This window comes from Rhodopseudomonas palustris (genome assembly GCF_007005445.1).
Classification (GTDB): domain Bacteria; phylum Pseudomonadota; class Alphaproteobacteria; order Rhizobiales; family Xanthobacteraceae; genus Rhodopseudomonas; species Rhodopseudomonas palustris_G.
The window spans coordinates 1,788,104-1,810,849 of the sequence record NZ_CP041387.1; the positions used below are offsets into that span (position 1 = coordinate 1,788,104).

Sequence of the window (22,746 nt, forward strand, 5' to 3'; positions counted from 1 at the left end):
CGCGGCTGCTGCTTTGCCGCCGCGCGACGGTTAGGATCGCACCTTGACGTAGCTGCCCGGCGCGTCTTCCAGCGGCGGGTAGGCTTCGTTGCCGATGGCGCGGGCCGGGACCTGCTCGTCGTCGAACTGGCCGATCCAGCGGCGCCAGTCCGGCCACCACGAGCCTTTGTGTTCCTCGGCGCCGTTCAGCCAGTTGGCGACCGAACCGGCAAGGATGTCCGGGTTGGTCCAGTACTGGTACTTGTTGGCCGCCGGCGGATTGATCACGCCGGCGATATGGCCGGAGCCGGACAGCACGAACTTCACCGGACCACCGAAGAACTGCGAGCCGTACAGCACCGACTCCGCCGGCGCGATGTGGTCTTCGCGGGTGGCGAGGTTGTAGATCGGCACCTTGACCTTGGTGAGATCGAGCGTGGTGTTGTCCAGCACCATGGTGCCGGCCGACAGCTTGTTGTCGAGATAGCAGTTGCGTAGGTAGTACGAGTGGTTCGCCGCCGGCATCCTTGTGGCGTCGGAATTCCAGTGCAGCAGGTCGAACGCCTGCGGCGGCTGGCCCTTCAGGTAGTTATTGACGACGTAGGACCAGATCAGGTCGTTCGGCCGCAGCATGTTGAAGGCCATCGCCATCTTGGCGCCTTCGAGCACCCCGGTGATCTTCATTTCACGTTCGACCGCCGAGATCTGCTCCTCGTCGACGAACACCATCAGGTCGCCGGCGTGGGTAAAATCGACCTGCGTGGTCAGGAAGGTCGCTGAGGTCACGCGGACCCGGCGGCGTTCGGCGAGCCACGCCAGCGTCGAGGCGAGCAGGGTGCCGCCGACGCAGTAACCCAGCGTGTGCACCTTCATCTCGCCGGTGACGTGCTCGATCACGTCCATCGCGGTCAGCGGGCCGAGCTTCATGTAGTCCGCGAAATCCTTGTCGGCGAGGCTCTTGTCCGGGTTGACCCAGGAGATCACGAACACCGTGAGGCCCTGGTCGACGCACCATTTGATGAACGATTTTTCGGGTTTCAGGTCGAGAATGTAGTATTTGTTGATCCACGGCGGCACGATCAGCAGCGGGGTGCGCTGCACCGTCTCGGTGGCGGGCTCATACTGGATGAGCTGCATGATCTCGTTCTGGAAGATCACTTTGCCCGGGGTCACCGCCATGTTGACGCCGACCTCGAGCCCGGCCGGGTCGGATTGTCGGATCTTCAGGTGGCCGCGACCGGATTGGATGTCGTCGGCCAGCATCTTCATGCCGCGCACCAGATTGTCGCCGCTTGCTTCCAGCGTCTGGCGCGTCAGCTCCGGATTGGTCATCACGAAATTGGACGGCGCCAGCGCAGTGGTGAGCTGCTGGACGTAGAACGCCGCCTTGCGCTTGGTGTGGGGATCAATCTCGGCGTTCTTCACCAGTTCGTCCGCCCACTGCGTGGTCAGCAGATAGGCCTGCATCAGGAAGTCGTAGAACGCGTTGGTCTTCCATTCCGCCGCTGCGAACCGCTTGTCGCGCGGCGAGGGGGCGATCGCCGGCTCGGCCTGTTCGCCGGCGAGGCGCTTCGAAGCTGCGCCCCACAATTCGAGATACGACTTGCCGAGCTTCTGCTGTAGCTCGTTGGACCGGGTCTGATCGGACAGCCAATAATTGGCGACCGTGGAGAAGCTCCGGACCATTTCGGTCAGACCCGGTGGCGGGTGACCTTCCGGCGGCACCGCGCCGTTCTGCGACTTCATCATCGTCGCCAGGGCCTGGCTGCCAGACTCCATCGCCTGCGCCAGATTGCGGGCGAATGCATCCGGATCGAACTTCGGGGGCGCCTTGGATTCAGGGAGCATGTCGGTCATGGGGCAACACTACAGTCCGGTGCAAAAAATCCGCTGAGATTTGTCGTCGCGCCCCTGGATGATGGCATAGTTCGGTAAACGTCGCTGATTTCGATGTGCTGCACTGCGACAAATTGCGCTTGATTTGGCCACATTGGCATCCCACTGAGACGGTCGGGTCGGTTATTGTCGTCGGTCGGTGCTGGCCGGTTCGGACCCAATTGAGCTAGAGTGTAAATTCGCAAGTGCGGCGATCGTTGCGAGCCGCGACGATCGAGAAGGCGGGGCCGCGTGAAGGCGAGTTGGGGAATGCGAGGAGCTGGCACGGGGGGGCGAACAGGGGGCGGCATGCGGGGCACTTTGATTGCCGCGTTGCTGGTAGCCGGTTGCGCGCTCGGCGGATGCTCGGTTTCGCTGTCCGATATGCCGCTGCTCGGCGGCAGCGATACTCCCGCCAAACCCAAGGAAGCCGCATTTCCGGCCGTGAACGACCTGCCGGCTGATCGCGAGGAAGCGGTGCTGGCGCCGGCCGAGCGCAACAAGATCGAGCAGGAATTGATTGCGGCCCGCGAACGCCAGGCGAACGCGAATGCCAGCGCGGGCGCTCCGGCGCCGGCCGCGGGTACCGCGGCCGCCAGAACGGCGGCGTCGAGATAGCCGGACCGACGCCGCCATCGACGACTCGCCGCCGGGGCAGGTGAAGATCGCGAGCAGGCTGCATGTCAGCCTTGTCGCCAACAGCCGCAAATTCGATCGAATCAGGGAGTTGCTGCGCGTTTATCGGATTCCCCTCCGATCAAGAACGCGGTAACGATCCCACCGTTACCCGGAGTCGAGGACCATGGAAGAATTCTACCGCATCCGCCGCTTGCCGCCTTACGTGTTCGAGCAGGTCAACCGGGCCAAGGCCGCCGCGCGCAACGCCGGAGCCGACATCATCGATCTCGGGATGGGCAATCCGGATCTGCCGGCGCCGCAGCACGTCCTGGACAAGCTGAAGGACACCCTCGGCAAGCCGCGCACCGACCGCTACTCCGCCTCCCGCGGCATCACCGGTCTGCGCAAAGCCCAGGCCGCCTATTACGACCGCCGGTTCGGCGTGAAGCTGAATCCCGACACCCAGGTGGTGGCGACCCTCGGCTCCAAGGAAGGCTTCGCCAACGTCGCCCAGGCGATCACCGCTCCCGGCGACGTCGTGCTGTGCCCCAACCCGAGCTATCCGATCCACGCCTTCGGCTTCCTGATGGCGGGCGGCGTGATCCGCTCGGTGCCGGCCGAGCCGAGCCCCGACTTCTTCGCCGCGGCCGAGCGCTCGATCATCCATTCGATCCCCAAGCCGATCGCGCTGATCGCCTGCTATCCGTCTAACCCCACCGCCTATGTGGCTAGCCTCGACTTCTACAAGGATCTGGTGGCGTTCGCGAAGAAGCACGAGATCATGATCCTGTCGGATCTGGCCTATGCAGAGGTGTATTTCGACGACAACAATCCGCCGCCGTCGGTGCTGCAGGTGCCGGGCGCGATGGACGTCACCGTCGAGTTCACCTCGATGTCCAAGACGTTTTCGATGGCCGGCTGGCGCATGGGCTTCGCTGTCGGCAACGAGCGCATCATCGCCGCGCTGGCGCGGGTGAAGTCGTATCTCGATTACGGTGCGTTCACCCCGGTCCAGGTCGCCGCCACTGCGGCCCTCAACGGGCCCGACGACTGCATCAAGGAAATGCGCGAGACCTATCGTAAGCGCCGCGACACCCTGGTGGAGAGCTTCGGTCGCGCCGGCTGGGACATTCCGCCGCCGTCCGCCTCGATGTTCGCCTGGGCGCCGCTGCCGCCGGCGTTCCGCGAGATCGGCAGCATGCAGTTCGCCACCCTGATGGTGGAGAAGTGTGGTGTTGTGGTGTCGCCCGGCGTCGGCTTCGGCGAGCACGGCGAGGGCTTTGTCCGCATCGCGATGGTGGAAAACGAGCAGCGCATCCGCCAGGCCGCGCGCGGCGTCCGACGCTTCCTTGAAAGCGGCGTCGAAACGTTGCACAACGTGGTGCCTCTCGCCGTTCAGCGATAGGCCCTCATTGGAGGCCGCCCGCCGGCCTCCGGGTCTTTCCCCAAGAAAAGCCGTTCCGGGCAGCAGGTCAGCGCGTCATGGTCGCGCCACTCAGAGTGGGTATTGCGGGTCTCGGCACCGTGGGTGCCGAAGTCGTCCGTGTCATCGAACGGCAGGAGCGGACCTTGTCCGCTCGCTGCGGCCGTCCCGTGCGCGTGGTCGCGGTGACCGCGCGCTCCAAGGCGAAGAAGCGCGGGCTCGATCTTGCCGGCATCAAATGGGCCAAGAGCCCGCTGGCGATCGCCACCGATCCCGAGGTCGACTGCTTCGTCGAGCTGATCGGCGGCGCCGGCGATCCCGCCGGTCCTGCGATCGAGGCGGCGCTGGCTGCCGGCAAGGCGGTGGTTACCGCCAACAAGGCGCTGATCGCCAAGCACGGCCTCAAGCTCGCGTCGCTCGCCGAGAAGCACAATGCGGCGCTGAACTACGAGGCCGCCGTCGGCGCCGCGATCCCGGTGATCAAGACGCTGCGCGAGGGCCTCGCCGGCACCGACATCGACCGCATCTACGGCATTCTCAACGGCACCTGTAACTACATCCTGACCCGGATGGAGCAGGAGGGGCTGTCGTTCGACGACTGTCTCGCCGATGCCCAGCGGCTCGGTTACGCCGAAGCCGATCCGACCTTCGATATCGACGGCCACGACACCGCGCAGAAGCTGGCGATCCTGGCGAGCCTGGCGTTCGGCACCAAGGTATCGGAGAGCTCGGTCTACGTCGAAGGCATCCGCTCGATCACGCCGGAAGATCTGCGCGCAGCCGACGATCTCGGCTACCGCGTCAAGCTGCTCGGCGTCGCGGTGCGAACCGCCAAGGGCATCGAGCAGCGCGTGCATCCCACCATGGTGCCGAAGACATCGTCGATCGCGCAGGTGATGGGCGTCACCAACGCGGTGTCGATCGACGGCGACGGCATTCCGCCGATCACCCTGGTCGGCGCCGGCGCCGGTGCCGCTGCGACCGCGTCCGCCGTGGTGGCGGATATCGCCGATGTCGCCCGCGGCATCCGCGCGGTGCCGTTCGGCCGGCCGGTGGCCGGGCTGAAGGCGACCGCGAAGGCGCCGATGCAGCGCCACGAGGGTGGCTATTACTTGCGGCTGCTGGCGCGCGATCACGCCGGCACCGCCGCGACCATCGCCAAGCGGCTGGCCGAGCAGGACATCTCGATCGAGTCGATCGTGCAGCGGCATCCGCACCGCAGCGTCGATGCCAACGGCAAGGCCGCCAAATCGTCGGTTCCGGTGCCGGTGATCCTGATTACTTACGCCACCGCCGAAGACGCGGTGCGCCGCGCCCTGCAGGCGGTGCAGCGCGACAAGGTGATCAGCGGCCGGCCACAGGTGATCCGGATCGAGAAGAACTGAGTTCGACCATTTGTACAGCCCCCGCCATAAGCGCGGGGGCGCTGTTTTGAGGAGCTGGGCCGATGTCGACCACCATTTCCGTTCCGCCGCAATTGCTGCTGGAGCGCATCCTGACGCTGGAGATCGTGCGCGTGACCGAGCGCGCTGCGGTGTCGGCTGCGCGGCTGCGCGGCCACGGCAACGAGAAGGGCGCCGACCAGGCCGCGGTGGACGCGATGCGCCGCGAACTCAACAAGATGCCGATCGAAGGCACCATCGTGATCGGCGAGGGCGAGCGCGACGAAGCCCCGATGCTGTTCATCGGTGAGAAGGTCGGCGCCGGTATCGACGCCGGTCCGAAGGTCGACATCGCGGTCGACCCGCTCGAAGGCACCACGCTGTGCGCCAAGAACATGCCGGGCTCGATCGCCACCATGGCGATGGCCGAAGGCGGCACGCTGCTGCACGCGCCCGACGTCTACATGCAGAAGATCGCGATCGGCCCGGGCTACGACAAGAACCTGATCGACATCGATGCGCCGCCGGAAGACAACATCCGCCGCCTGGCAAATGCCAAGGACGTGTCGGTGCACGATATCACCGTGCTGGTGCTCGACCGGCCCCGCCACGCCGAGCTGATCGCCAAGATCCGCGCCACCGGTGCCGGCGTCCAGCTCATCACCGACGGCGACGTCGCCGGCGTGATTCACTGCGCCGATCCGGACAATACCGGCGTTGACATCTACATGGGCACCGGCGGTGCGCCGGAGGGCGTGCTGGCCGCGGCGGCGCTGCGCTGCATCGGCGGCCAGATGCAATGCCGGCTGCTGCTCGATACCCACTCCAAGCGCAACCGCGCCGAGTCGATGGGCATCGAAGATCCGAACTTCGTGTACCAGATCGAGGACATGGTGAAGGGCGACTGCCTGTTTGCCGCCACCGGCGTCACCGACGGTTCGCTGCTCTCGGGCGTCAAGTTCCGCAAGGACGTGATCCAGACCGAGACCGTGGTGATGCGTTCGGTCACCGGCACGGTGCGCTACATCAAGGCCGATCACCGCCAGTTCGAAAAATTCCATCTCGATTAAGGAGATCGTCGGATGGCCGTCGAGATTCGTCCCGTCGGCCCCGACGAACGGGCCGCGTGGGAGCCGCTGTGGGCCGGCTACCTGGAGTTCTACAAAGCGACCCTCGCGCGCGGCACCTCCGACGTCACCTGGGCGCGGTTTCACGATCCCGCCGAGCCGATGCATCTGCTCGGCGCCTATGTCGATGGAACGCTCACCGGCATCGTGCAGTTCATCTATCACCGGTCGTGCTGGACGGCCGGTGACTACTGCTACCTGCAGGACCTGTTCGTCGCCGACACCGCCCGCGGGCTCGGCCTCGGCCGCAAGCTGATCGAAGCGGTGTACGCACGCGCCAAGGCCGACGGCTGCAGCCGCGTGCATTGGCTGACCCAGACCGGCAACGCCACCGCACGTCTGCTCTACGACCGCATTGCCGAGGATTCCGGCTTCATGCAGTATCGCAAGGTGTTTTAACGCGTCATTCCGGGGCGCCCACGGCGTAGCTGTGGGCGCCCCGGAATCTGAAGCCTGTTACTTGCCTATCGGGATTCCGGCTTGCCGCTTCGCGCGCCCGGAATGACACGAGAGGGCGAGAGAAGAACAAGCAGGCAGGAAGCGACGACTGAATGCGTCGCAAGGGAGGACAACGATGGCCGGAAGAGCCGAACCGACAGACGTGCAAGCCCTGATCTTCGACGTGTTCGGCACCGTGGTCGACTGGCGCACCAGCCTGATCGATGACTTGACGGCCTATGCGGTGCGGCGTGGCCTCAATGGCGATTGGACCGGGCTGGTCGATGCGTGGCGGCAGGCATACGTGCCGTCGATGGATGAGGTGCGACGCAACCCGCAGGCCGCCTTCATCATTCTCGACGACCTGCATCGCCGGTCGCTGGAGCGGCTGGTCGATGAATTCGGCATCAAGGGGCTGACCGAGGACGATCTCAGCTACATGGTCACCGGCTGGCATCGGTTGAAGCCGTGGCCGGACGTCGTGTCCGCGCTGACCCGGCTGAAAACCAAGTACATCCTTTCGCCGCTGTCGAACGGCAATGTCGGCTTGCTGACGCGGATGGCGAAGAATGCCGGCCTGCCATGGGATCTCATCCTCGGCGGTGACGTGTTCGGACATTACAAACCGGATTCTGAAACCTATCTCGGCGCCGCGCGTCTACTCAATCTGCCGCCGGAGCAGGTGATGATGGTCGCCGCGCACAACAACGATCTGGCCGCTGCGCAGGCGCTCGGCCTGAAAACCGCCTTCATTCCGCGCCCGACCGAATACGGCCCGCTGCAGACGCTCGACTTCGACGCCACCGGCGACTGGACCGTGGTGGCGAAGGATCTCAACGGGGTGGCCGACGCGCTGGGGTGTTAAAGGCAAATCCGCCACAGAGCACGCCGTCATCCTGAGGCGCCGCGCGTCGCGCGGCCTCGAAGGATGGGCCACAGTTGTTGGTCGTCGACGCATCCTTCGAGGCTCGCTTCGCTCGCGCCTCAGGATGACGACACCGTGCCGGTTGTGTGCGGGGAACGCCCTTGGACGCGCCGCCTCGGTTTGCGCCGTCCGCGCTTCGTGCTTATCTGCGCTGACCATGACGCCTCCCGTATCCGTCTTACCACCCGAAATCGTGCCGGCGTTTCTCGGCGTGACCCGCTCGGCCACCGGCAAGGCGTGGCGCGACCGGCTCGACGCGCGCGCCACTGCGAAGGCGCAGGCGATGGTGCAGCGCTATCAATTGCCCGAGATGCTGGCGCGGGTGTTGGCCGGGCGCGGCGTCGAGATCGATCAGGTCGAGGACTTTCTCGACCCGACCATCCGCAAGCTGATGCCCGACCCGGCGTCGTTGACCCAGATGGAGGCCGGTGCCAAGCGGATCGCCGATGCCGCTTTACGCAGCGAGAAGGTGGCGATCTTCGGCGATTACGACGTCGACGGCGCGACCTCGTCGGCTTTGCTCGCCTGGCATTTGCGCCATTGCGGGCTCGATCCGTTGATCCACATTCCCGACCGGATCTTCGAAGGCTACGGCCCGAACATCGACGCCATCCGCATGCTGGCCGGCAAGGGCGCGACGCTGCTGATCACCGTCGACTGCGGCACCACCAGCTTCGAACCGCTGGCCGAAGCGCGCCGGCTCGGGATGAGCGTGGTGGTGATCGATCATCATCAATGCGGCGACGATCTGCCCGAGGTCGAGGCGCTGATCAACCCGAACCGGCCCGACGATCTGTCCGGGCTTGGCCATCTCGCCGCGGTCGGCCTGGTGCTGATGACGCTGGTCGCGGTCAATCGCGAGCTGCGGCATCGCGGGTTCTGGAGCACCGAGCGGCCCGAGCCGAATCTTTTGGACATGCTGCACCACGTCGCGCTCGGCACCGTGGCGGACGTCGCGCCGCTGATCGGGCTGAACCGCGCCTTCGTCGCCAAGGGTCTGATCGCGATGCGCCGCCGCGATCACGTCGGCCATACCGCGCTGATGGATGTGGCGCGGCTGAATGGTCCGCCGGAGGCGTGGCATCTCGGCTTCATGCTCGGGCCGCGGATCAATGCCGGCGGCCGCATTGGTCGCGCCGATCTCGGCGTCCGGCTGCTTCTGGAATCCGACGTTTCCGAAGCCGCCCGGATCGCCGCCGAGCTCGACCGCCTCAACAGCGAGCGCCGCGAGATCGAACAGAAGGCCGAGGCCCAGGCGGAAGCCGAAGCGCTGGCGTCGCTCGGCCTCGAGGACAAGGGCGCGGTGATCGTCACCGCGTCCGAAGGCTGGCACCCCGGCGTGGTCGGGCTGGTCGCGTCGCGGCTGAAGGAGAAATTTGGCCGCCCCTCATTCGCGATCGCGCTGGAGCCCGGCGGCATCGGCACCGGCTCGGGCCGTTCGATTTCCGGCGTCGATCTCGGCAAGGCGGTGCGCCAGGCGGTGCACGATGGGCTGCTGCTGAAGGGCGGCGGCCACGCCATGGCGGCCGGCGTGACGCTGCGGAAGGAGCGGCTCGCCGAATTCCGCGCCTGGCTGGAGACGACGCTCGCCGGCGACGTCGCCAAGTCGCGCCACGTCAACGAGCTGTACATCGACGGCGCGGTGTCGGCTCGCGGCGTCACGACAGGACTGGCGGCGACGCTGAACCGGGCAGGGCCGTTCGGTGCCGGCAATCCGGAGCCGATCGTGGCGCTGCCCGCGCACCAACTGATCTATGCCGATGAAGTCGGGCAGGCGCATCTGCGGCTTCGCTTCAAGGCGGGGGACGGCGCGATCGTCAATGGCATCGCGTTCCGCAGCGTCGGCCAGAAGCTCGGCAATGCGCTGACTGAGAACCGCGGCCAGACCCTGCACGTCGCCGGTTGCCTCAGCGTCGACCGCTGGCAGGGCGCCGAGCGCGTGCAGCTCCGTGTCATCGACGTCGCGGTGCCCGACGCCGGACCGACGATGATCAGGTGATGAGTACGCTTGAGACGGCCTCGGGATCAGAAAGCCGAATTAGTCATGGCCGTCATCGCCGGACTTGATCCGGCGATCCATCTTTCAAGAGTGATGGATGGCCGGGTCGAGCCCGGCCATGACGTGAGTTGCATTCAGATGAGCGGGATGCTCGAAGCTAAGTGCAGATCTCGCCCTGCATCACCAATTCCCGAAACAGCTCGACCGCTTTCGGATTGAGTGCGCCTTCTTCCGGCAGCACCAGTGGCAGGTCGGGCGGGGCGAGGATGGCGAACTGGCGGCCCCATTCGTAAACCCACGCCAGACCGTCCTGGAACATCACCTCGTCGTCATAGCGAGGGGTACGGCCTGAACGGGCCTCGGCGAAGCCGCGTCGGAAGGTGGTGTTCCAGACGATTTCGTCCAGCGGAGCTTGGAAGGTTTCGGCCTGCGGGCGCACGTCGGTCATGGCTCAATCCGGCGATACATCCTGAAGAAAGGGCGGAAGGGTATTATTCCACGGCTCGGCCACGGCAAAACCCTGACTTTCGGTCAATCGCCCCGGTCGTGCTTGGCGGGGATCAGATAGGCCGGGATCAGCCGGCGGATCAAGCCGGCCGATGCCTTGCGAAACGCAGGATTGTGCAGGCAGACGCCGCCGATCAGGCCGACCACGCAGCCGATCGCGGTATCTATGAACCGTGCCTCGATGATTTGGTGCACCGGCTCCTGGCCGAGCGTGGCGGCATCGGCGAGGAAGATGGTGAGCGGGGTGATGAAGATCACCGCAAATCCGTAGTGCCGGATCACCGCGGTCTCGATGATGAAGCTGAGCGCGATCACCGCGAAGGCGATGCTCCATTTCTCCAGTGGCAGCGCCAGCAGCACGGCGGCGAGGCCGAGTCCGATCACCGTGCCGAGCAGACGGTGCAGGTGCCGGTTCCAGACCGCTCGGACCGACAGGCCCTGGATCACCGCGAGACAGCTCACCGGCACCCAATACGGCCGTTCGAGCTGCAGCGCCTGGGCCAGCGCCAGTGCGCCGCCGACGAATACGCCGATCACCACCGCGTCGAGCACGACGTGCTCGAAATCGTCGGTCGCCAGCGGCGGCACCGGCAGCGGATCACGGATCCGCAGCACCACCACCGAGTAGATCATCGCGATCAGGGTGGCGAGCAGGCTGCCGAGCACGAACAGCCCCGCCTTCAGCGGTAGCTGCATCAGATCGCCCGGCGTATAGGCGGCGATCGCGGCGGCCATCACGAAGAACATGCTGCCGGGTGGGCCGATCCGATAGAACCGGCACAGCATCGTCACCAGGATCGCCGTGAAGGTGAGCGCCGGCACCAAGAGCCAGGGTAGCAGATGCACGATCAGTCCGAGCGTGTAGCAGGCGGCATAGCCGAAGCCGGCCGCCATCATCGACACCATGCGATGGTGCAGCGGCGTGCGCGGCAGGTACAGAAACGCCATGCCGCCGAGCGACGAGATCAGGCCGTAGTCGAGATGATCGAAGTAGGCGCCGATCAGCATCGGCACGCCGGCCGCCAGCGCCGCCGAGAACGGCATCTGCCACGGCCGGTCGCTCGGATTGAAGGTGACGAGCGCGCGCCACTCCTCCTGCGCCAGCGCCTTGATCCGGTGCCACGTCCAGTGATGTTGAAGCATCGAAGAGCCTGCGGTCTCTATCCACCCTGCCGCAGTCGTGCCAGCACCTTAAGCCCGCCGTAGCCGTCGGCGGGCCGCAGGCCGGTCTTGAGCTGGAAGTCGCGGATCGCCTTCATGGTGTCGTTGCCGACCCGGCCGTCGGTGCCCCCGGTGTCGAAGCCTGCCCGGGTCAGCCGCGTCTGCATCTCCTGCACCTCGGCGAGCGTCAGCGCGCGCTCCGAGCCGGGGAACGGATGCACGAACGGGCCACCGCCGAGAATGCGATCGCCGAGGTGGCAGATCGCGAGTGCGTAGTTCATCGACGGGTTGTAGCTCTTCACCGCGTAGAAGTTGGGCCCGATCAGGAATTTCGGGCCGCCGTCGACCGGCACCCACATCGTCGCGCTGGCCGCGGAATTGGGAAATGGCTGGCCGTCGGCGCGGGTGACGCCGGAACGCGACCACTCCGAGTAAGTGCGGCGGCCGCTGGCTGCGCCGCCGGGTGCTTCAACCTCGTAGCCCCAATGCTCGCCGCGCTGATACTTGCCGCGGCGGACCAGATACTTCGCGGTCGAGCCCAGAGCGTCGTCGGGCCGGCCGAACGGCGACACCCGGCCGTCACCGTCATAGTCGATGCCGACGTTCAGCCACACTTCCGGCATCCACTGGCTGTGGCCCATGGCGCCTGCCCAGGAGCCGCGCATTTCCTCCGGCGTCGACCAGCCCTTGTCGACAATCCGCAGCGCGTTGATCAGTTCGGTTTCCCAATACGCTCGCCGCCGCGGCTCGCGCCACGCGAGCGCGGCGAGGGACGGAAACACCGGACGCATGTGGTTCTGCTGCACCAGAGGATCGCCATAGGCGCTCTCGACCCCCCACAGCGCCAGCAGCGTGCCGCGTTCGACGCCGAAATCGCGCTCGATCCGCCCGAACAGCGCTTCATTCCTGCGCAGCGCTTCGCGGCCGGCGGTGATGCGCCAGTCCGACACCCGGCGGTTGATGTACTGCCAGAGCTGCTCGTGGAACTCGGGCTGCTTCTTCAGCTTGGCGAACACCGACATGTCGGGCTCGATCGAGCCCATCACCCGGTCCCAGGTCCGGGTCGATATGCCCTTGGCCAGCGCCTTGGCGCGAAACCCATCGCGCCACCGGTCGAAATCGGGCGACGCAGCCGCGTGAGCCGCGGCCGGCAGCATCACGGCTGCGCCGAGCGCAGTTTGCAGCAGGCGACGGCGGGTCGGCGAATGAAAGGAATCGCGATCGGGCATGCGCGACAGTCTAGCGGGATTGCCGCCGACCGCCAAAGCCGATGGCCGCTGATCGAGCGCCGGGCAGAGGGGAAATGGTTCCGACAGGACGCCAGCGACACGATGTCTCTGCCTGTGCTCTTGTACCGCCGTGATCGACACACACCTGTGACCATCGAGATCCGCAAGGTTCGCACGCCGCGCGATCTCGCGGACCGCTCGAACGAGGATAGCAGGTGGACCAACAGCTCGAGGCACCGCCGGACACCGACGACCTTACGGCCCGCGGGGCGGCCGATCCGGAGCCATGTATCCCGCAACCGACCGCTCTGCAGCGGCTGCTGATGGTGATCAATCGCGGCAGTCGCTCCGGCGGTCAGGCGGTCGGTGTAGCGGGTTCCCGTCTCAGTGCGGCCGGATTCGATCTGGTCGTGTCCGCGCCGAGCAGTCCGCATGAGGTTGCGCCGTGGATCGAGGCCAATGCGGATGGCGCGGCAGCGGTTGTGATCGCGGGCGGTGACGGCACTTTGAACGCGGCGGCATCGGCACTGGTGAAAACCGGGCTGCCACTCGGCATCATTCCGGCCGGCACTGCCAACGATCTGGCGCGAACGTTGGGTCTGCCGCTCGACATGGAAGCCGCTGCGGACGTCATCGTCGCCGGCTACCGCAAGACCATCGATCTGGGCGAGGTCAACGGTCACAAGTTTTTCAATGTCGCCAGCGTCGGGCTCAGCGCCGATCTGGCGCGGGAGCTCAGCGGCGAAAGTAAGCGTCGGTTCGGCCGCTTCAGCTATGCGCTGACTGCCGCGAAAGTGCTGAGCAAGGCACGGCCGTTCCGCGCGACGATCGTAGCGGCCGACGAGGATGTGCGGGTGAAGACGATGCAGATTGCGGTCGGCAACGGCCGCTACTACGGCGGCGGCATGGCGGTCGAGCAAACCGCCGAGATCGACGACGGCCAATTCGATCTGTACTCGCTGGAATTCGCGCAAGTGTGGAAGCTACTCGCGGTCGCCTATGACTTCCGAAAGGGGCAGCATGGACTGTGGAGCGAAGTACGCGCCGCCCGCGGCACCTCGTTCGAAATCCGCACCCGCAAGCCACGGCCGGTCAACGCGGACGGTGAGCTGGTGACCTTCACGCCGGCGAAGTTCGAGCTGCTGCAGAAGGCCGTCAGCGTGTTCGTCCCGAAAGACGTCCCGCCGCGCCGTTGAGCCTGCAAAGAGCGAAGCCACGAAAAAGCCCGCCGGTATGCGGCGGGCTTTGGCAGCAATCTGCGAGACCGAGCTCGATCAGTCCTTGGCGCGCTCGACGTAGGAGCCGTCTTCGGTCAGCACGACGATGCGGGTGCCGGTGCCGATGTGCGGCGGGACCTGGGTGCGGACGCCGTTCGACAGCACCGCCGGCTTGTAGGAGGACGACGCGGTCTGGCCCTTGGTCACAGGCTCGGTCTCCACCACTTCGAGCGTGGCGCGCTGGGGCAGGGTGATGGCGACGGCAGTGGTGTCGTGCATCGACAGCTTCACCACCATGCCTTCCTGCAAGTACGGCGCCGAAGAGCCGACGACGTCTTTTGCGACCTGCACCTGATCATAGGACTCCGGCTCCATGAAGTGGAAGCCTTCGCCATCCTCGTACAGGAAGGTGTAATTGCGCTCTTCGATGGTGACCTTTTCGACCTGGTCGGTGGTCTTGTAGCGCTCCGAGATCTTCACGCCGTCGCTGATTCGGCGCATTTCGATCTGACTGACGGGCGTGCCCTTGCCGGGATGGATGTTTTCGGCAGACAGGACGACGTAAAGCTTCCCATCTTGCTCGAGGACGTTGCCCTTGCGAATAGAACTGGCGATGACTCTCAAAGGAATGTTTCCTGTCGTTCAGGTCCGGGCCCGATCCGGGCGTTGGTATCCCGAGGCCGAAACGGTTTCGGGGCGCAACATACTGATTTGTGGCGTTGATGCCAGTGTTTTGCGCGGCCGCGCGGGGGCGACTTGAGGTGAAGGAGCAATCCGGCCCGTCGCCCTGGTGGAACAGGGATAGGTATCTGGACCGACAGCCATTTTTGCGCGCGCGGGGGGCGGTGACCCGGTCCGTGCGGGCCTGGTTCGAGACGGCGGGCTTTACCGAGGTCGAGACCGCGATCCTGCAGATTTCGCCCGGTAACGAGACCCATCTGCACGCCCCGCGCACTGAACTGTTGGGACCGGACGGCGAGCGGCGCTCCCGATACCTGCGGACCTCGCCGGAATTCGCCTGCAAGAAGCTGCTGGCGGCCGGCGAGACGCGAATCTTCGAGCTCGCCCGGGTATTTCGCGACCGCGAGCGCGGCCGGGTGCATCTGCCGGAGTTCACCATGCTGGAGTGGTATCGCGCCGAGGCGCCGTACCAGCAGGTGATCGACGACTGCGTGGCGCTGGTCCGCGTCGCGGCCGGGGCCACTGGCATCGATAGGTTCTCGTTCAGGGGGCGGCGCGCCGATCCGCAGGCCGAGCCCGAGTGTTTGACCGTGGCTGGGGCGTTCGCGCGTTTCGCCGGCATCGATCTGCTGGCCACGATCATTGACGGCGAGGGGGATCGGGCGGCGCTGGCAAACGCGGCCGCCGCACGCGTGCGGATCGTCGATGACGACACTTGGTCCGACATCTTCAGCAAGGTGCTGGTCGAGCATGTCGAGCCGCGGCTCGGCGATGGTCGGTTGACGGTGCTGAGCGAATACCCGGCGCCCGAAGCGGCGCTGGCGCGGACCAAACCGGACGATCCGCGGGTCGCCGAACGCTTCGAGCTGTATGCCTGTGGTGTCGAACTCGCCAACGGCTTCGGCGAACTCACCGATGCGGGCGAGCAGCGCGCGCGGTTCGTCGTCGCGATGGACGAGAAGGAGCGGCGTTACGGCGAGCGCTATCCGCTCGACGAGGCTTTTCTGGCGGCGGTCGCCGAGATGCCGGAGGCCAGCGGCGTTGCGCTCGGCTTCGACCGGCTGGTGATGCTGGCGGCCGGCGCAACCACGATCGATCAGGTGGTGTGGACGCCGCCGGCAGGCGAGGGCGCATGACCAAGGTCACCCAATTGAACACTCCGGCGTCGGCGACGTTGCGTCATCCGGAAGAACTGATCGCCGAGGGCTTCGCTGCAGCGGACGGTCGCGCGACGCTGACCGAGGTCGCGGCGCGCTACGCGATCGCGGTGACGCCGGCGGTCGCGGCGCTGATCGATCGCGATGATCCCGACGATCCGATCGCGAGGCAGTACATCCCGCGCGCCGAAGAGCTGTCGTCGCTGGCATTCGAACGCGACGATCCGATCGGCGATGCCGCGCACGCGCCAGTCGAAGGCATCGTCCATCGTCACCGTGATCGCGTGCTGTTCAAGCCGGTGCATGTCTGCGCGGTGTATTGCCGGTTCTGCTTCCGCCGCGAGATGGTCGGGCCCGGCAAGGACAACGCGCTGTCGCGCGAGGCGACCGCGGCGGCGCTGGACTACATCCGCGCGCATGATGAGATCTGGGAAGTGATCTTTACGGGCGGTGATCCCTTGATGCTGTCGCCGCGCAGGCTCAGCGAGATCATGGCGGAGCTTGCCGCGATCGAGCACGTCAAGATCGTCCGCTTCCACACCCGACTGCCGGTCGCCGATCCGACGCGGATCACGCCCGATCTGGTGCAGGCGCTGCGCACGCCCAGCAAGACTACTTGGCTGGCGCTGCACGCCAATCACCCGCGCGAGTTCACCGCTGCTGCCCGCGTGGCGTGCGCCCGGATCATCGACGCCGGGATTCCGATGGTGAGCCAGTCCGTCTTGCTGCGTGGGGTGAACGACGACCCGGACACGCTGGAGGCTCTGATGCGCGCCTTCGTGGAATGCCGGATCAAGCCTTACTACCTGCATCACGGCGATCTGGCGCCGGGCACCGCGCATCTGCGTACCACGCTGGCGGAAGGTCAGGCGCTGATGCGCGCGCTGCGCGGGAATGTGTCCGGACTTTGCCAGCCCGAATACGTGCTCGACATTCCCGGCGGCTATGGCAAGGCGCCGGTTGGCCCCAATTATTTGTTGGACGCCGATGGAACCGATCCGAATTCGCGCTATCGTGTCGCCGACTATTGCGGCGAGGTCCATCTGTATCCGCCGCGGTCGGGATAAGCGGCGGTTCGCTGTCGCAAGGCAAGTCCGGCAACCGGGCCGGGGGTGATGAGTTGGTGTCGTGTCGGGCGGGACCATTGGCCGACGTAGACCGCTGCGATGCCGGAGCGTGCGCTGAAAGCCTCGCGATGGCAGCTTGGATGGAAGGAGAGCTCCGATGAAACCTGTAATGATCGCGGCCGTAATCCTGGCGCTGAGTGGCGGAGCGGCGTTGGCGCAATCCGGCACCAGTGCCGGTGCCGGCGGTTCGACGACCTCTCCGGGATCTTCAATTAGTGGGGCCGACGTCCGGCAGGCGCCGATCGGGCATCGGCAGCCGCGACGGGACGACACCCCGCCGGAACAGAGGATTGATCAGATCGACCCGGCCGATGCGGCGCTCGACCGCAAGATCAAGAGCATTTGCCGCGGCTGCTGAGGGCGAACCGCGGCAGACTTGGCCGGCTCAGATGCCGGCTCAGGTGCTCTTGCGGGCGGCGAGCGCCATCGCGATCAGCGAGGTGCCGCCGAACACCAGATTGATGCCGATCAGCAAGCCGATCGCCCAGACAGTGCCGGGCCAGCCCGAGATGATGATGAACGCCACCAGGATGTCGGCAATACCGGCGGCGAGCATCCAGCCCCAGCTTTCCGACATCCGGCCGCGATGCTGGAAGGCGTACATGATGCTAGCGACGCCTTCGGCCAGAAAATACACGCCGACGATGAAGGTGAGAGTCAGCGTGCCTTGCAGCGGCATCGCGATCAGAACGACGCCCGCCACCAACGCCAGCACCGCAGACAGCAGCGACCACCAGAACCCCGGGGCTTGGCGCGCCCAGATCGAGAACAAGATCCCGGCACCGCCTGCGACCAGAAAGAGCGAGCCGAGCATGATGGTGAAGGTAATGCTGGCGAGCAGCGGCAGCAGGATCGCAGCAAGGCCGATCACCAATAATAGAACACCTTCGAACAGAAAGGCCTTCCAGTGATCGCGGATGGTAGCCTCGACGCGGGCTTGCAGCCGCTCTACGCCCTCAGGGCGAAGACTGTCGTCTGGCAGAGACATCAGGGTTCTCCTTCATTGGTTCCCAGGCAGGAACTTACCCCGCGCAACGCCCATCTCCGGTAAATAGTTCAGAGCTATTCGTGGTCGTCAGCCGCGTGACCTCCGCCGAATCGAAACGGCGTGGGGAATCGGTTAATCCTGACGTTCGATTGCGACGACTTTGGCGGGAGGTGTGCGATGATCACAGCCATTCTGCATGTGGCCGCTCTGGTGTTTGCCATCACCCTGTTCATGTTCGCCTGAGCTTGACCGGCGTCCAGTGAACCATGGCGGCGGGTGGTGCCTGCCGCCCGTCTTTGCGCTGCCCCTTTGGTTCGCTCCTGCTGGCTTTTCGTAACTGAGATGGGAACCACAGCGATGGCGACCGCCAAGCCGTGTCCGGTTTTGAACATTGGATTGGCTTCATCTCAGGGTGGATGTATAAGAGGAATTACAATCAGAGATTGTGGTCGGTCGCGTCCTGTTCGGAGTACGGCCAATCAGTCTCCGCTAGGAGGCGTCATGTGCAAAGACAGGCGGCCACACTGCAGCCAATGCGGATCGCGCACAGCTCTGGCTCGGGTCTCGCCGGTGCGATCGATCGAACTGCGAATCTACGAATGCCCGAGCTGCAGCCAGACCGATTGCTACGAAGTCAGCCCGGCGCCCGACACAGTATGGACCTTGCTCGCCGGTGAGCGGCTGGCGGTGATCATCGCTGCGCTGAAGAAAGATGGCGCTCCCTAGCGGAATCGAACCGCTCTCTCCACCGTGAAAGGGTGGCGTCCTAACCGATAGACGAAGGGAGCGTAGCCGCCGGATGCGCGCGATACGGACATCGCAAGCAGGCGGACACGCACGGTCTTACCCGAACGACTGCTTCAGCAGGACCGGCAACCGACCCGCCGCGAAGCAGCGGCGAACGTATAGTGGCGTTTTTCCGGAGGGGCAAGCGTCGTGCTGCATCGATCTGCCGATACCCCGACTTTTCGCTAAAGCTTGCAACGTTTTTTCAACAGCCGCGGACCTACAGCAAGAGTGTTCCGAGCGATCGGAGCCTGAGCTTTCGCTTGTTGTCGAGCGCGTTCGCGCGCCGGTGTCGGCATTGGCGTGATGCGTAACGTCAGGCCGAGGAGAACAGCCATGGTTAAGAACAACACCAAGCGCGAACCACGCAAATCGGTGCGCCAGAGCGGCTGGATCACGCTGGACGGCGGCTTTGCAGCACGCCCCTGTGAGGTGCTGGATCTGTCGAGTTCTGGCGCCAAGCTGGTGTTGAACGAGGCGGAGTCGCTCGGGGCCCGGCTGCGGCTTGGCTTTTCACGGGACGCGCGTCAGGGGCGGCAATGCGAAGTGGTTTGGCGCCGCGGGACGACACTCGGGGTCAAGTTCGTCAATTGAGCTCCGTGTCAGCCATTCTGCGTAAAAAAGGCTCCGCGGATCGCAGAGCCCTTTCTGTTCGGTTTCTGGCGTAGCTGCGGCGCGGCGCGTTAGCTGAAAAACAGCCAGAGCAGGATGATGACGGGGATCGGAATGCCGATCAGCCAGAGCAATAGTCCTCGTGCCATTGATGTCCTCCGTTGGTTGTTCGACCAACGCGAGGTCGTGCGTGTCGTTCCGCCAACACTCGACATCGCCGCGCGAGCCATTGTCGCTCCGCCGGGCGCGGATCTCCACCGGTTTACCAGTGGCCGGTGTTCGGCATTGAGGCCCACGGCTCCTGCGGCGGCAAGGCTTGGCCCTTTTGCAGCAGCTCGACGGAATGCAGGTCCGGCGACCGCACGAACGCCATCTGGCCGTCGCGGGGCGGGCGATTGATGGTGATGCCGAGCTTCATCAGTCGCTCGCAGGTTGCATAGATGTCGTCGACCTCGAAGGCGAGATGGCCGAAGAAGCGATCCTCGCCATAGGACTCCTCGTCCCAATTGCAGGTCAGCTCGATCGTCGGAGCGGGGCGTCCCTTCGATTGCTTCACCAGGTCCTCGTCTTCGGGCGCACACAGGAACAGCAAGGTGAACTTGCCCTTGTCGTTGTCGATGCGGTGGACCTCCTTCAGGCCCAGCGCGCCGCTGAAGAATTCGAGGGCGGCGTCGAGATTGCGGACGCGCAGCATGGTGTGCAGGTAACGCATGACGTGGTCGTCTCCAGAGAAAACGGGTGGATCTTGCGATGAAACCGCCGGGATGGAAAGCGGTGGACGAGCGGCATCGCCGCCTCGGCACAGCCAAGAGCGATAAGGTCCGGAGCCGGGGCTCCGGACCTTATCGCTCGGGGAGGAGGTGTGACGAACAGGAGGCACGGTGCGGCGTGCGGCCGGCGTCCCGATGCACTGGAATCAGCGACGAAAAAGAGCCCCGCCTTGGAGGTCGCGCGGGGCTCTTTCGGAGGAGGTCATCCAATGACACGGCTTCGACTATCCGACCGGGACGTCCCTCTTGCAATTCAAAAAAATGTGGCTTCGAATCTGTGCGCGGGAACCGGCGTCTGTCGGCGAGCGAGGCCTTGGCCTTGGTGCCGCATCGTCGCCGCGGTTCAGCTCGCCGCGCCTGCACTCGTCGCGACGAAAGAACAGTTGTGAAAATGACCCAACCATGATCGCTCCCAGTCTTTCCAGCGGAGTCGAACAGCTCGGCGACATGATCGCGCGCGCCACTTCGGTCGTGCCATTCACCGGAGCCGGCATTTCGACCGAATCCGGCATTCCAGATTTCCGTTCTCCCGGAGGGCTGTGGAGTCGCAATCAGCCGATTCCGTTCGACGAGTTCGTCGCGCGGCAGGACGCGCGTGACGAGGCGTGGCGGCGACGGTTCGCGATGGAGCATAGCTTTGCCAAGGCCCGGCCGAGCCGCGGTCATCGTGCGCTGGCTTCGCTGTACAGACTCGGCAAGGTGCCGGCGATCATCACGCAGAACATCGACAATCTGCATCAACTCTCCGGCTTCGACGAGCACGACGTCGTCGAACTGCACGGCAACACCACCTACGCACGCTGCATCGGTTGCGGCAAACGCCACGAGCTCGACTGGGTCCGTGAGTGGTTTCAACGCACCGGCCATGCGCCGCATTGCACGGCGTGCGACGAGCCGGTGAAGACCGCGACGGTATCGTTCGGTCAGGCGATGCCTTCGGATGCGATGCGTCGCGCCACTGAACTCGCGCAGCATTGTGATCTGTTCATCGCGATCGGTTCGTCGCTCGTGGTGTGGCCTGCCGCAGGCTTTCCGATGCTCGCCAAAGAATGCGGCGCCAAGCTGGTCATCATCAACAACGAGCCGACCGAGCAGGATGAAATCGCCGATCTGGTGATCCGTCACGACATCGGTGAAACGCTCGGACCGTTCGTCGGCAACTAAATCCTCGTAAGATTCGCAGGCTTTCAAGGCTGTTTATAGTTGTCGCTTAACGTTTTTTTTGTCTTTGCCGTTCGGGCCGCGGTGTTATCTTCAAATCAACAGATTCGCGGCGGCGCAATCCTGAGTAGTTGGGGGAATGCTCGCGAATCATCGACGCTGCAATCGTGGCGAATCGGTTGGTGACGTGCGGGGTCCGGGGTCATGGGGTCGGACGGATTTGAGTCCAAGAGGCCGGGCGTTTTGCCCGCAGCCAGCGCTGCGAAGCCGCGAGCAGCGGAGTTTCCTGCGGGCGATTTCTCGCCGCGGGAGTTCGGACCCGGTGTTCATCGCGATCATTTGAATTCGCGCGACGCCTTCGCGGGCATCGGAGAAGCCGCCGCAAATCTCGTCGAAATCAGCGGCTTCATCAAATGGTTCGACGCGTCGAAGGGGTACGGTTTCGTGGTTCCCGACAACGGTTGGCCGGACGTGCTGCTGCACGTGACCGTGCTGCGCCGCGATGGCTACCAGACTGCCTATGAAGGCGCCCGCATCGTCGTCGAGTGCGTCCAGCGCGCCAAGGGCTACCAAGCCTTCCGCGTCGTCTCGATGGACGAATCCACCGCAATTCATCCGGCGCAGATGCTGCCGGCGCGCACCCACGTGAGCGTCACCCCGACCAGCGGGCTGGAGCGGGCGCAGGTGAAGTGGTTCAATCGGTTGCGCGGGTTCGGATTCCTCACCTGTGGCGAGGGCACGCCGGATATCTTTGTGCATATGGAAACGTTGCGTCGTTACGGCATGACCGAACTGCGGCCGGGGCAATACGTGCTGGTGCGATTCGGGCCGGGCTCCAAGGGCATGATGGCTGCGGAAATTCAGCCGGAAAACGGCGTCCCGGGGTTGTCCTCGCACTGAATCGCGTCGCTCGGGTCGGGCAGTGGACGACGCGCGCTGTTCTTGATCGTGCCATCCTCGATCGCCAATTTGTGAATCGTCCGGGACCATCCGTGCATGCTGTTTGCGCGGCGGGGCGCTCTCGGATGATTCCGGCCGCAGCCCGCGGCCGATCGGGCGCAGGAACAGGTTCGGGTCGATGCAAGTCTCTCAGACGTTGAAGTTCCGCCGGCTGCGGTGGTTCGGTTTGCTTGCGGTGGCGATAATGCTGTGCGGCATCGCGGCGCGCGGAGCCCTCGCCGCGCAGATTCAGGCGTTGGAGATCGTCGGCAAGACCGGCGTTCATGTCTTCAGCGTCGAGATCGCCACCACCGACAAGGAGCGGGAAGTCGGCCTGATGTACCGCAAGAACCTGCCGGAGGGGCAGGGCATGCTGTTCGATTTCAGGCCGGAGCAGCAGGTGTCGATGTGGATGAAGAACACCTACATTCCGCTCGATATGATTTTCATTCGTGGCGATGGCACCATCCACCGGATCGCGGAGAATACAGAGCCGATGTCGACACGGATCATCGCGTCCGGCGGCCCGGTTGCCGGCGTGCTTGAAGTGGCGGGCGGCACCGCCAAGAAGCTCGGGATCGCCGCCGGCGACCGAGTGGCGCATCCGCTGTTCAAGCCGCGCTGAGGGCCGCTTGCTGGGGGGGC

23 protein-coding genes and 1 tRNA gene are annotated in these 22,746 nt (G+C 65.1%); 16 read left to right on the forward strand and 8 right to left on the reverse strand.

Features of this window, described 5'->3' with window-relative positions; translation table 11 throughout:
• Positions 1–30 precede the first annotated feature (30 nt).
• Positions 31–1,836, reverse strand: coding sequence for a PHA/PHB synthase family protein (locus tag FLL57_RS08090; protein ID WP_142882625.1), 1,806 nt, complete (start codon positions 1,834–1,836; stop codon positions 31–33).
• Between the two features lie 339 nt (positions 1,837–2,175).
• On the opposite strand from FLL57_RS08090, the gene FLL57_RS08095 reads away from it, so the two are divergent.
• The 7 genes from FLL57_RS08095 to recJ all read left to right on the forward strand — a co-directional run bounded on the left by FLL57_RS08095 (position 2,176) and on the right by recJ (position 9,766).
• The gene (locus FLL57_RS08095) at positions 2,176–2,472 is read left to right on the forward strand and encodes a hypothetical protein (protein ID WP_234713347.1); all 297 of its coding nucleotides are present in this window, start codon (positions 2,176–2,178) and stop codon (positions 2,470–2,472) included.
• A gap of 184 nt (positions 2,473–2,656) precedes the next feature.
• The gene (locus tag FLL57_RS08100; RefSeq protein ID WP_013502711.1) at positions 2,657–3,877 is read left to right on the forward strand and encodes an LL-diaminopimelate aminotransferase; all 1,221 of its coding nucleotides are present in this window, start codon (positions 2,657–2,659) and stop codon (positions 3,875–3,877) included.
• A gap of 77 nt (positions 3,878–3,954) precedes the next feature.
• Entirely contained in the window at positions 3,955–5,280 is a 1,326-nt protein-coding gene (locus tag FLL57_RS08105; protein WP_142882626.1) for a homoserine dehydrogenase, read from the forward strand.
• Positions 5,281–5,342: 62 nt separating this feature from the next.
• On the forward strand, positions 5,343–6,347 hold the full coding sequence (gene glpX, locus FLL57_RS08110; protein ID WP_013502709.1) for a class II fructose-bisphosphatase: 1,005 nt from the start codon (positions 5,343–5,345) through the stop codon (positions 6,345–6,347).
• Positions 6,348–6,359: 12 nt separating this feature from the next.
• Positions 6,360–6,803, forward strand: coding sequence for a GNAT family N-acetyltransferase (locus tag FLL57_RS08115; protein WP_142882627.1), 444 nt, complete (start codon positions 6,360–6,362; stop codon positions 6,801–6,803).
• Positions 6,804–6,978: 175 nt separating this feature from the next.
• Positions 6,979–7,707 carry a haloacid dehalogenase type II gene (locus FLL57_RS08120; RefSeq protein ID WP_142882628.1) on the forward strand — a complete coding sequence of 243 codons (729 nt, stop codon included), beginning with the start codon at positions 6,979–6,981 and terminating at the stop codon, positions 7,705–7,707.
• A gap of 217 nt (positions 7,708–7,924) precedes the next feature.
• Positions 7,925–9,766 carry a single-stranded-DNA-specific exonuclease RecJ gene (gene recJ, locus FLL57_RS08125; RefSeq protein WP_142882629.1) on the forward strand — a complete coding sequence of 614 codons (1,842 nt, stop codon included), beginning with the start codon at positions 7,925–7,927 and terminating at the stop codon, positions 9,764–9,766.
• A 157-nt stretch (positions 9,767–9,923) separates the two neighbouring features.
• On the opposite strand, the gene FLL57_RS08135 is transcribed toward recJ, so the two are convergent.
• The 3 genes from FLL57_RS08135 to FLL57_RS08145 form a co-directional block, all read right to left on the reverse strand.
• Positions 9,924–10,214 (reverse strand): hypothetical protein, encoded by a 291-nt coding sequence (locus FLL57_RS08135; protein ID WP_013502705.1) that lies wholly within the window; start codon positions 10,212–10,214, stop codon positions 9,924–9,926.
• Positions 10,215–10,297: 83 nt separating this feature from the next.
• Positions 10,298–11,416, reverse strand: a complete 1,119-nt coding sequence (locus tag FLL57_RS08140) for an FUSC family protein (RefSeq protein WP_142882630.1) — start codon at positions 11,414–11,416, stop codon at positions 10,298–10,300.
• A 17-nt stretch (positions 11,417–11,433) separates the two neighbouring features.
• Positions 11,434–12,663 carry a lytic murein transglycosylase gene (locus tag FLL57_RS08145; RefSeq protein ID WP_013502703.1) on the reverse strand — a complete coding sequence of 410 codons (1,230 nt, stop codon included), beginning with the start codon at positions 12,661–12,663 and terminating at the stop codon, positions 11,434–11,436.
• A gap of 290 nt (positions 12,664–12,953) precedes the next feature.
• On the opposite strand from FLL57_RS08145, the gene FLL57_RS08150 reads away from it, so the two are divergent.
• Complete coding sequence (locus tag FLL57_RS08150) at positions 12,954–13,859, forward strand: lipid kinase (RefSeq protein WP_283811144.1); 906 nt, start codon at positions 12,954–12,956, stop codon at positions 13,857–13,859.
• 78 nt (positions 13,860–13,937) lie between these two features.
• Here the strand turns inward: FLL57_RS08150 and efp are convergent, their stop codons facing one another.
• Positions 13,938–14,504: an elongation factor P gene (gene efp, locus FLL57_RS08155; protein ID WP_013502701.1), complete on the reverse strand. Its 567-nt coding sequence runs from the start codon at positions 14,502–14,504 to the stop codon at positions 13,938–13,940.
• A gap of 98 nt (positions 14,505–14,602) precedes the next feature.
• On the opposite strand from efp, the gene epmA reads away from it, so the two are divergent.
• The 3 genes from epmA to FLL57_RS08170 all read left to right on the forward strand — a co-directional run bounded on the left by epmA (position 14,603) and on the right by FLL57_RS08170 (position 17,203).
• Entirely contained in the window at positions 14,603–15,697 is a 1,095-nt protein-coding gene (gene epmA / locus FLL57_RS08160; protein ID WP_013502700.1) for an EF-P lysine aminoacylase EpmA, read from the forward strand.
• Positions 15,694–16,785, forward strand: coding sequence for a lysine-2,3-aminomutase-like protein (locus FLL57_RS08165; protein ID WP_013502699.1), 1,092 nt, complete (start codon positions 15,694–15,696; stop codon positions 16,783–16,785). Before epmA ends, FLL57_RS08165 begins: the two co-directional genes overlap by 4 nt.
• A 157-nt stretch (positions 16,786–16,942) precedes the next feature.
• Positions 16,943–17,203, forward strand: coding sequence for a hypothetical protein (locus FLL57_RS08170; protein ID WP_013502698.1), 261 nt, complete (start codon positions 16,943–16,945; stop codon positions 17,201–17,203).
• A gap of 39 nt (positions 17,204–17,242) precedes the next feature.
• Here FLL57_RS08170 and FLL57_RS08175 read toward each other — a convergent pair whose 3' ends face one another.
• A complete protein-coding gene (locus FLL57_RS08175; RefSeq protein WP_142882632.1) occupies positions 17,243–17,833 on the reverse strand; it encodes an HdeD family acid-resistance protein in 591 nt (196 codons plus the stop codon).
• Between the two features lie 570 nt (positions 17,834–18,403).
• Here FLL57_RS08175 and FLL57_RS08180 point away from each other — a divergent pair.
• Positions 18,404–18,559 (forward strand): hypothetical protein, encoded by a 156-nt coding sequence (locus FLL57_RS08180; protein ID WP_235677241.1) that lies wholly within the window; start codon positions 18,404–18,406, stop codon positions 18,557–18,559.
• On the opposite strand, the gene FLL57_RS08185 is transcribed toward FLL57_RS08180, so the two are convergent.
• Positions 18,547–18,621 (reverse strand) — tRNA-Glu (locus FLL57_RS08185). The two genes, FLL57_RS08180 and FLL57_RS08185, sit on opposite strands and share 13 nt — an antisense overlap.
• Positions 18,622–18,955: 334 nt before the next feature.
• Between FLL57_RS08185 and FLL57_RS08190 the strand changes: the two genes are divergently transcribed.
• Entirely contained in the window at positions 18,956–19,213 is a 258-nt protein-coding gene (locus FLL57_RS08190) for a PilZ domain-containing protein (protein WP_013502695.1), read from the forward strand.
• Positions 19,214–19,493: 280 nt separating this feature from the next.
• Here FLL57_RS08190 and FLL57_RS08195 read toward each other — a convergent pair whose 3' ends face one another.
• The gene (locus FLL57_RS08195; protein WP_142882634.1) at positions 19,494–19,943 is read right to left on the reverse strand and encodes a VOC family protein; all 450 of its coding nucleotides are present in this window, start codon (positions 19,941–19,943) and stop codon (positions 19,494–19,496) included.
• A 460-nt stretch (positions 19,944–20,403) separates the two neighbouring features.
• Between FLL57_RS08195 and FLL57_RS08200 the strand changes: the two genes are divergently transcribed.
• The 3 genes from FLL57_RS08200 to FLL57_RS08210 all read left to right on the forward strand — a co-directional run bounded on the left by FLL57_RS08200 (position 20,404) and on the right by FLL57_RS08210 (position 22,726).
• On the forward strand, positions 20,404–21,165 hold the full coding sequence (locus FLL57_RS08200) for an SIR2 family NAD-dependent protein deacylase (protein WP_047308718.1): 762 nt from the start codon (positions 20,404–20,406) through the stop codon (positions 21,163–21,165).
• A gap of 201 nt (positions 21,166–21,366) precedes the next feature.
• Positions 21,367–22,062 (forward strand): cold-shock protein, encoded by a 696-nt coding sequence (locus FLL57_RS08205; RefSeq protein WP_013502692.1) that lies wholly within the window; start codon positions 21,367–21,369, stop codon positions 22,060–22,062.
• 178 nt (positions 22,063–22,240) lie between these two features.
• Positions 22,241–22,726 (forward strand): DUF192 domain-containing protein, encoded by a 486-nt coding sequence (locus tag FLL57_RS08210; protein WP_047308736.1) that lies wholly within the window; start codon positions 22,241–22,243, stop codon positions 22,724–22,726.
• The last annotated feature ends 20 nt before the right edge of the window (positions 22,727–22,746 follow it).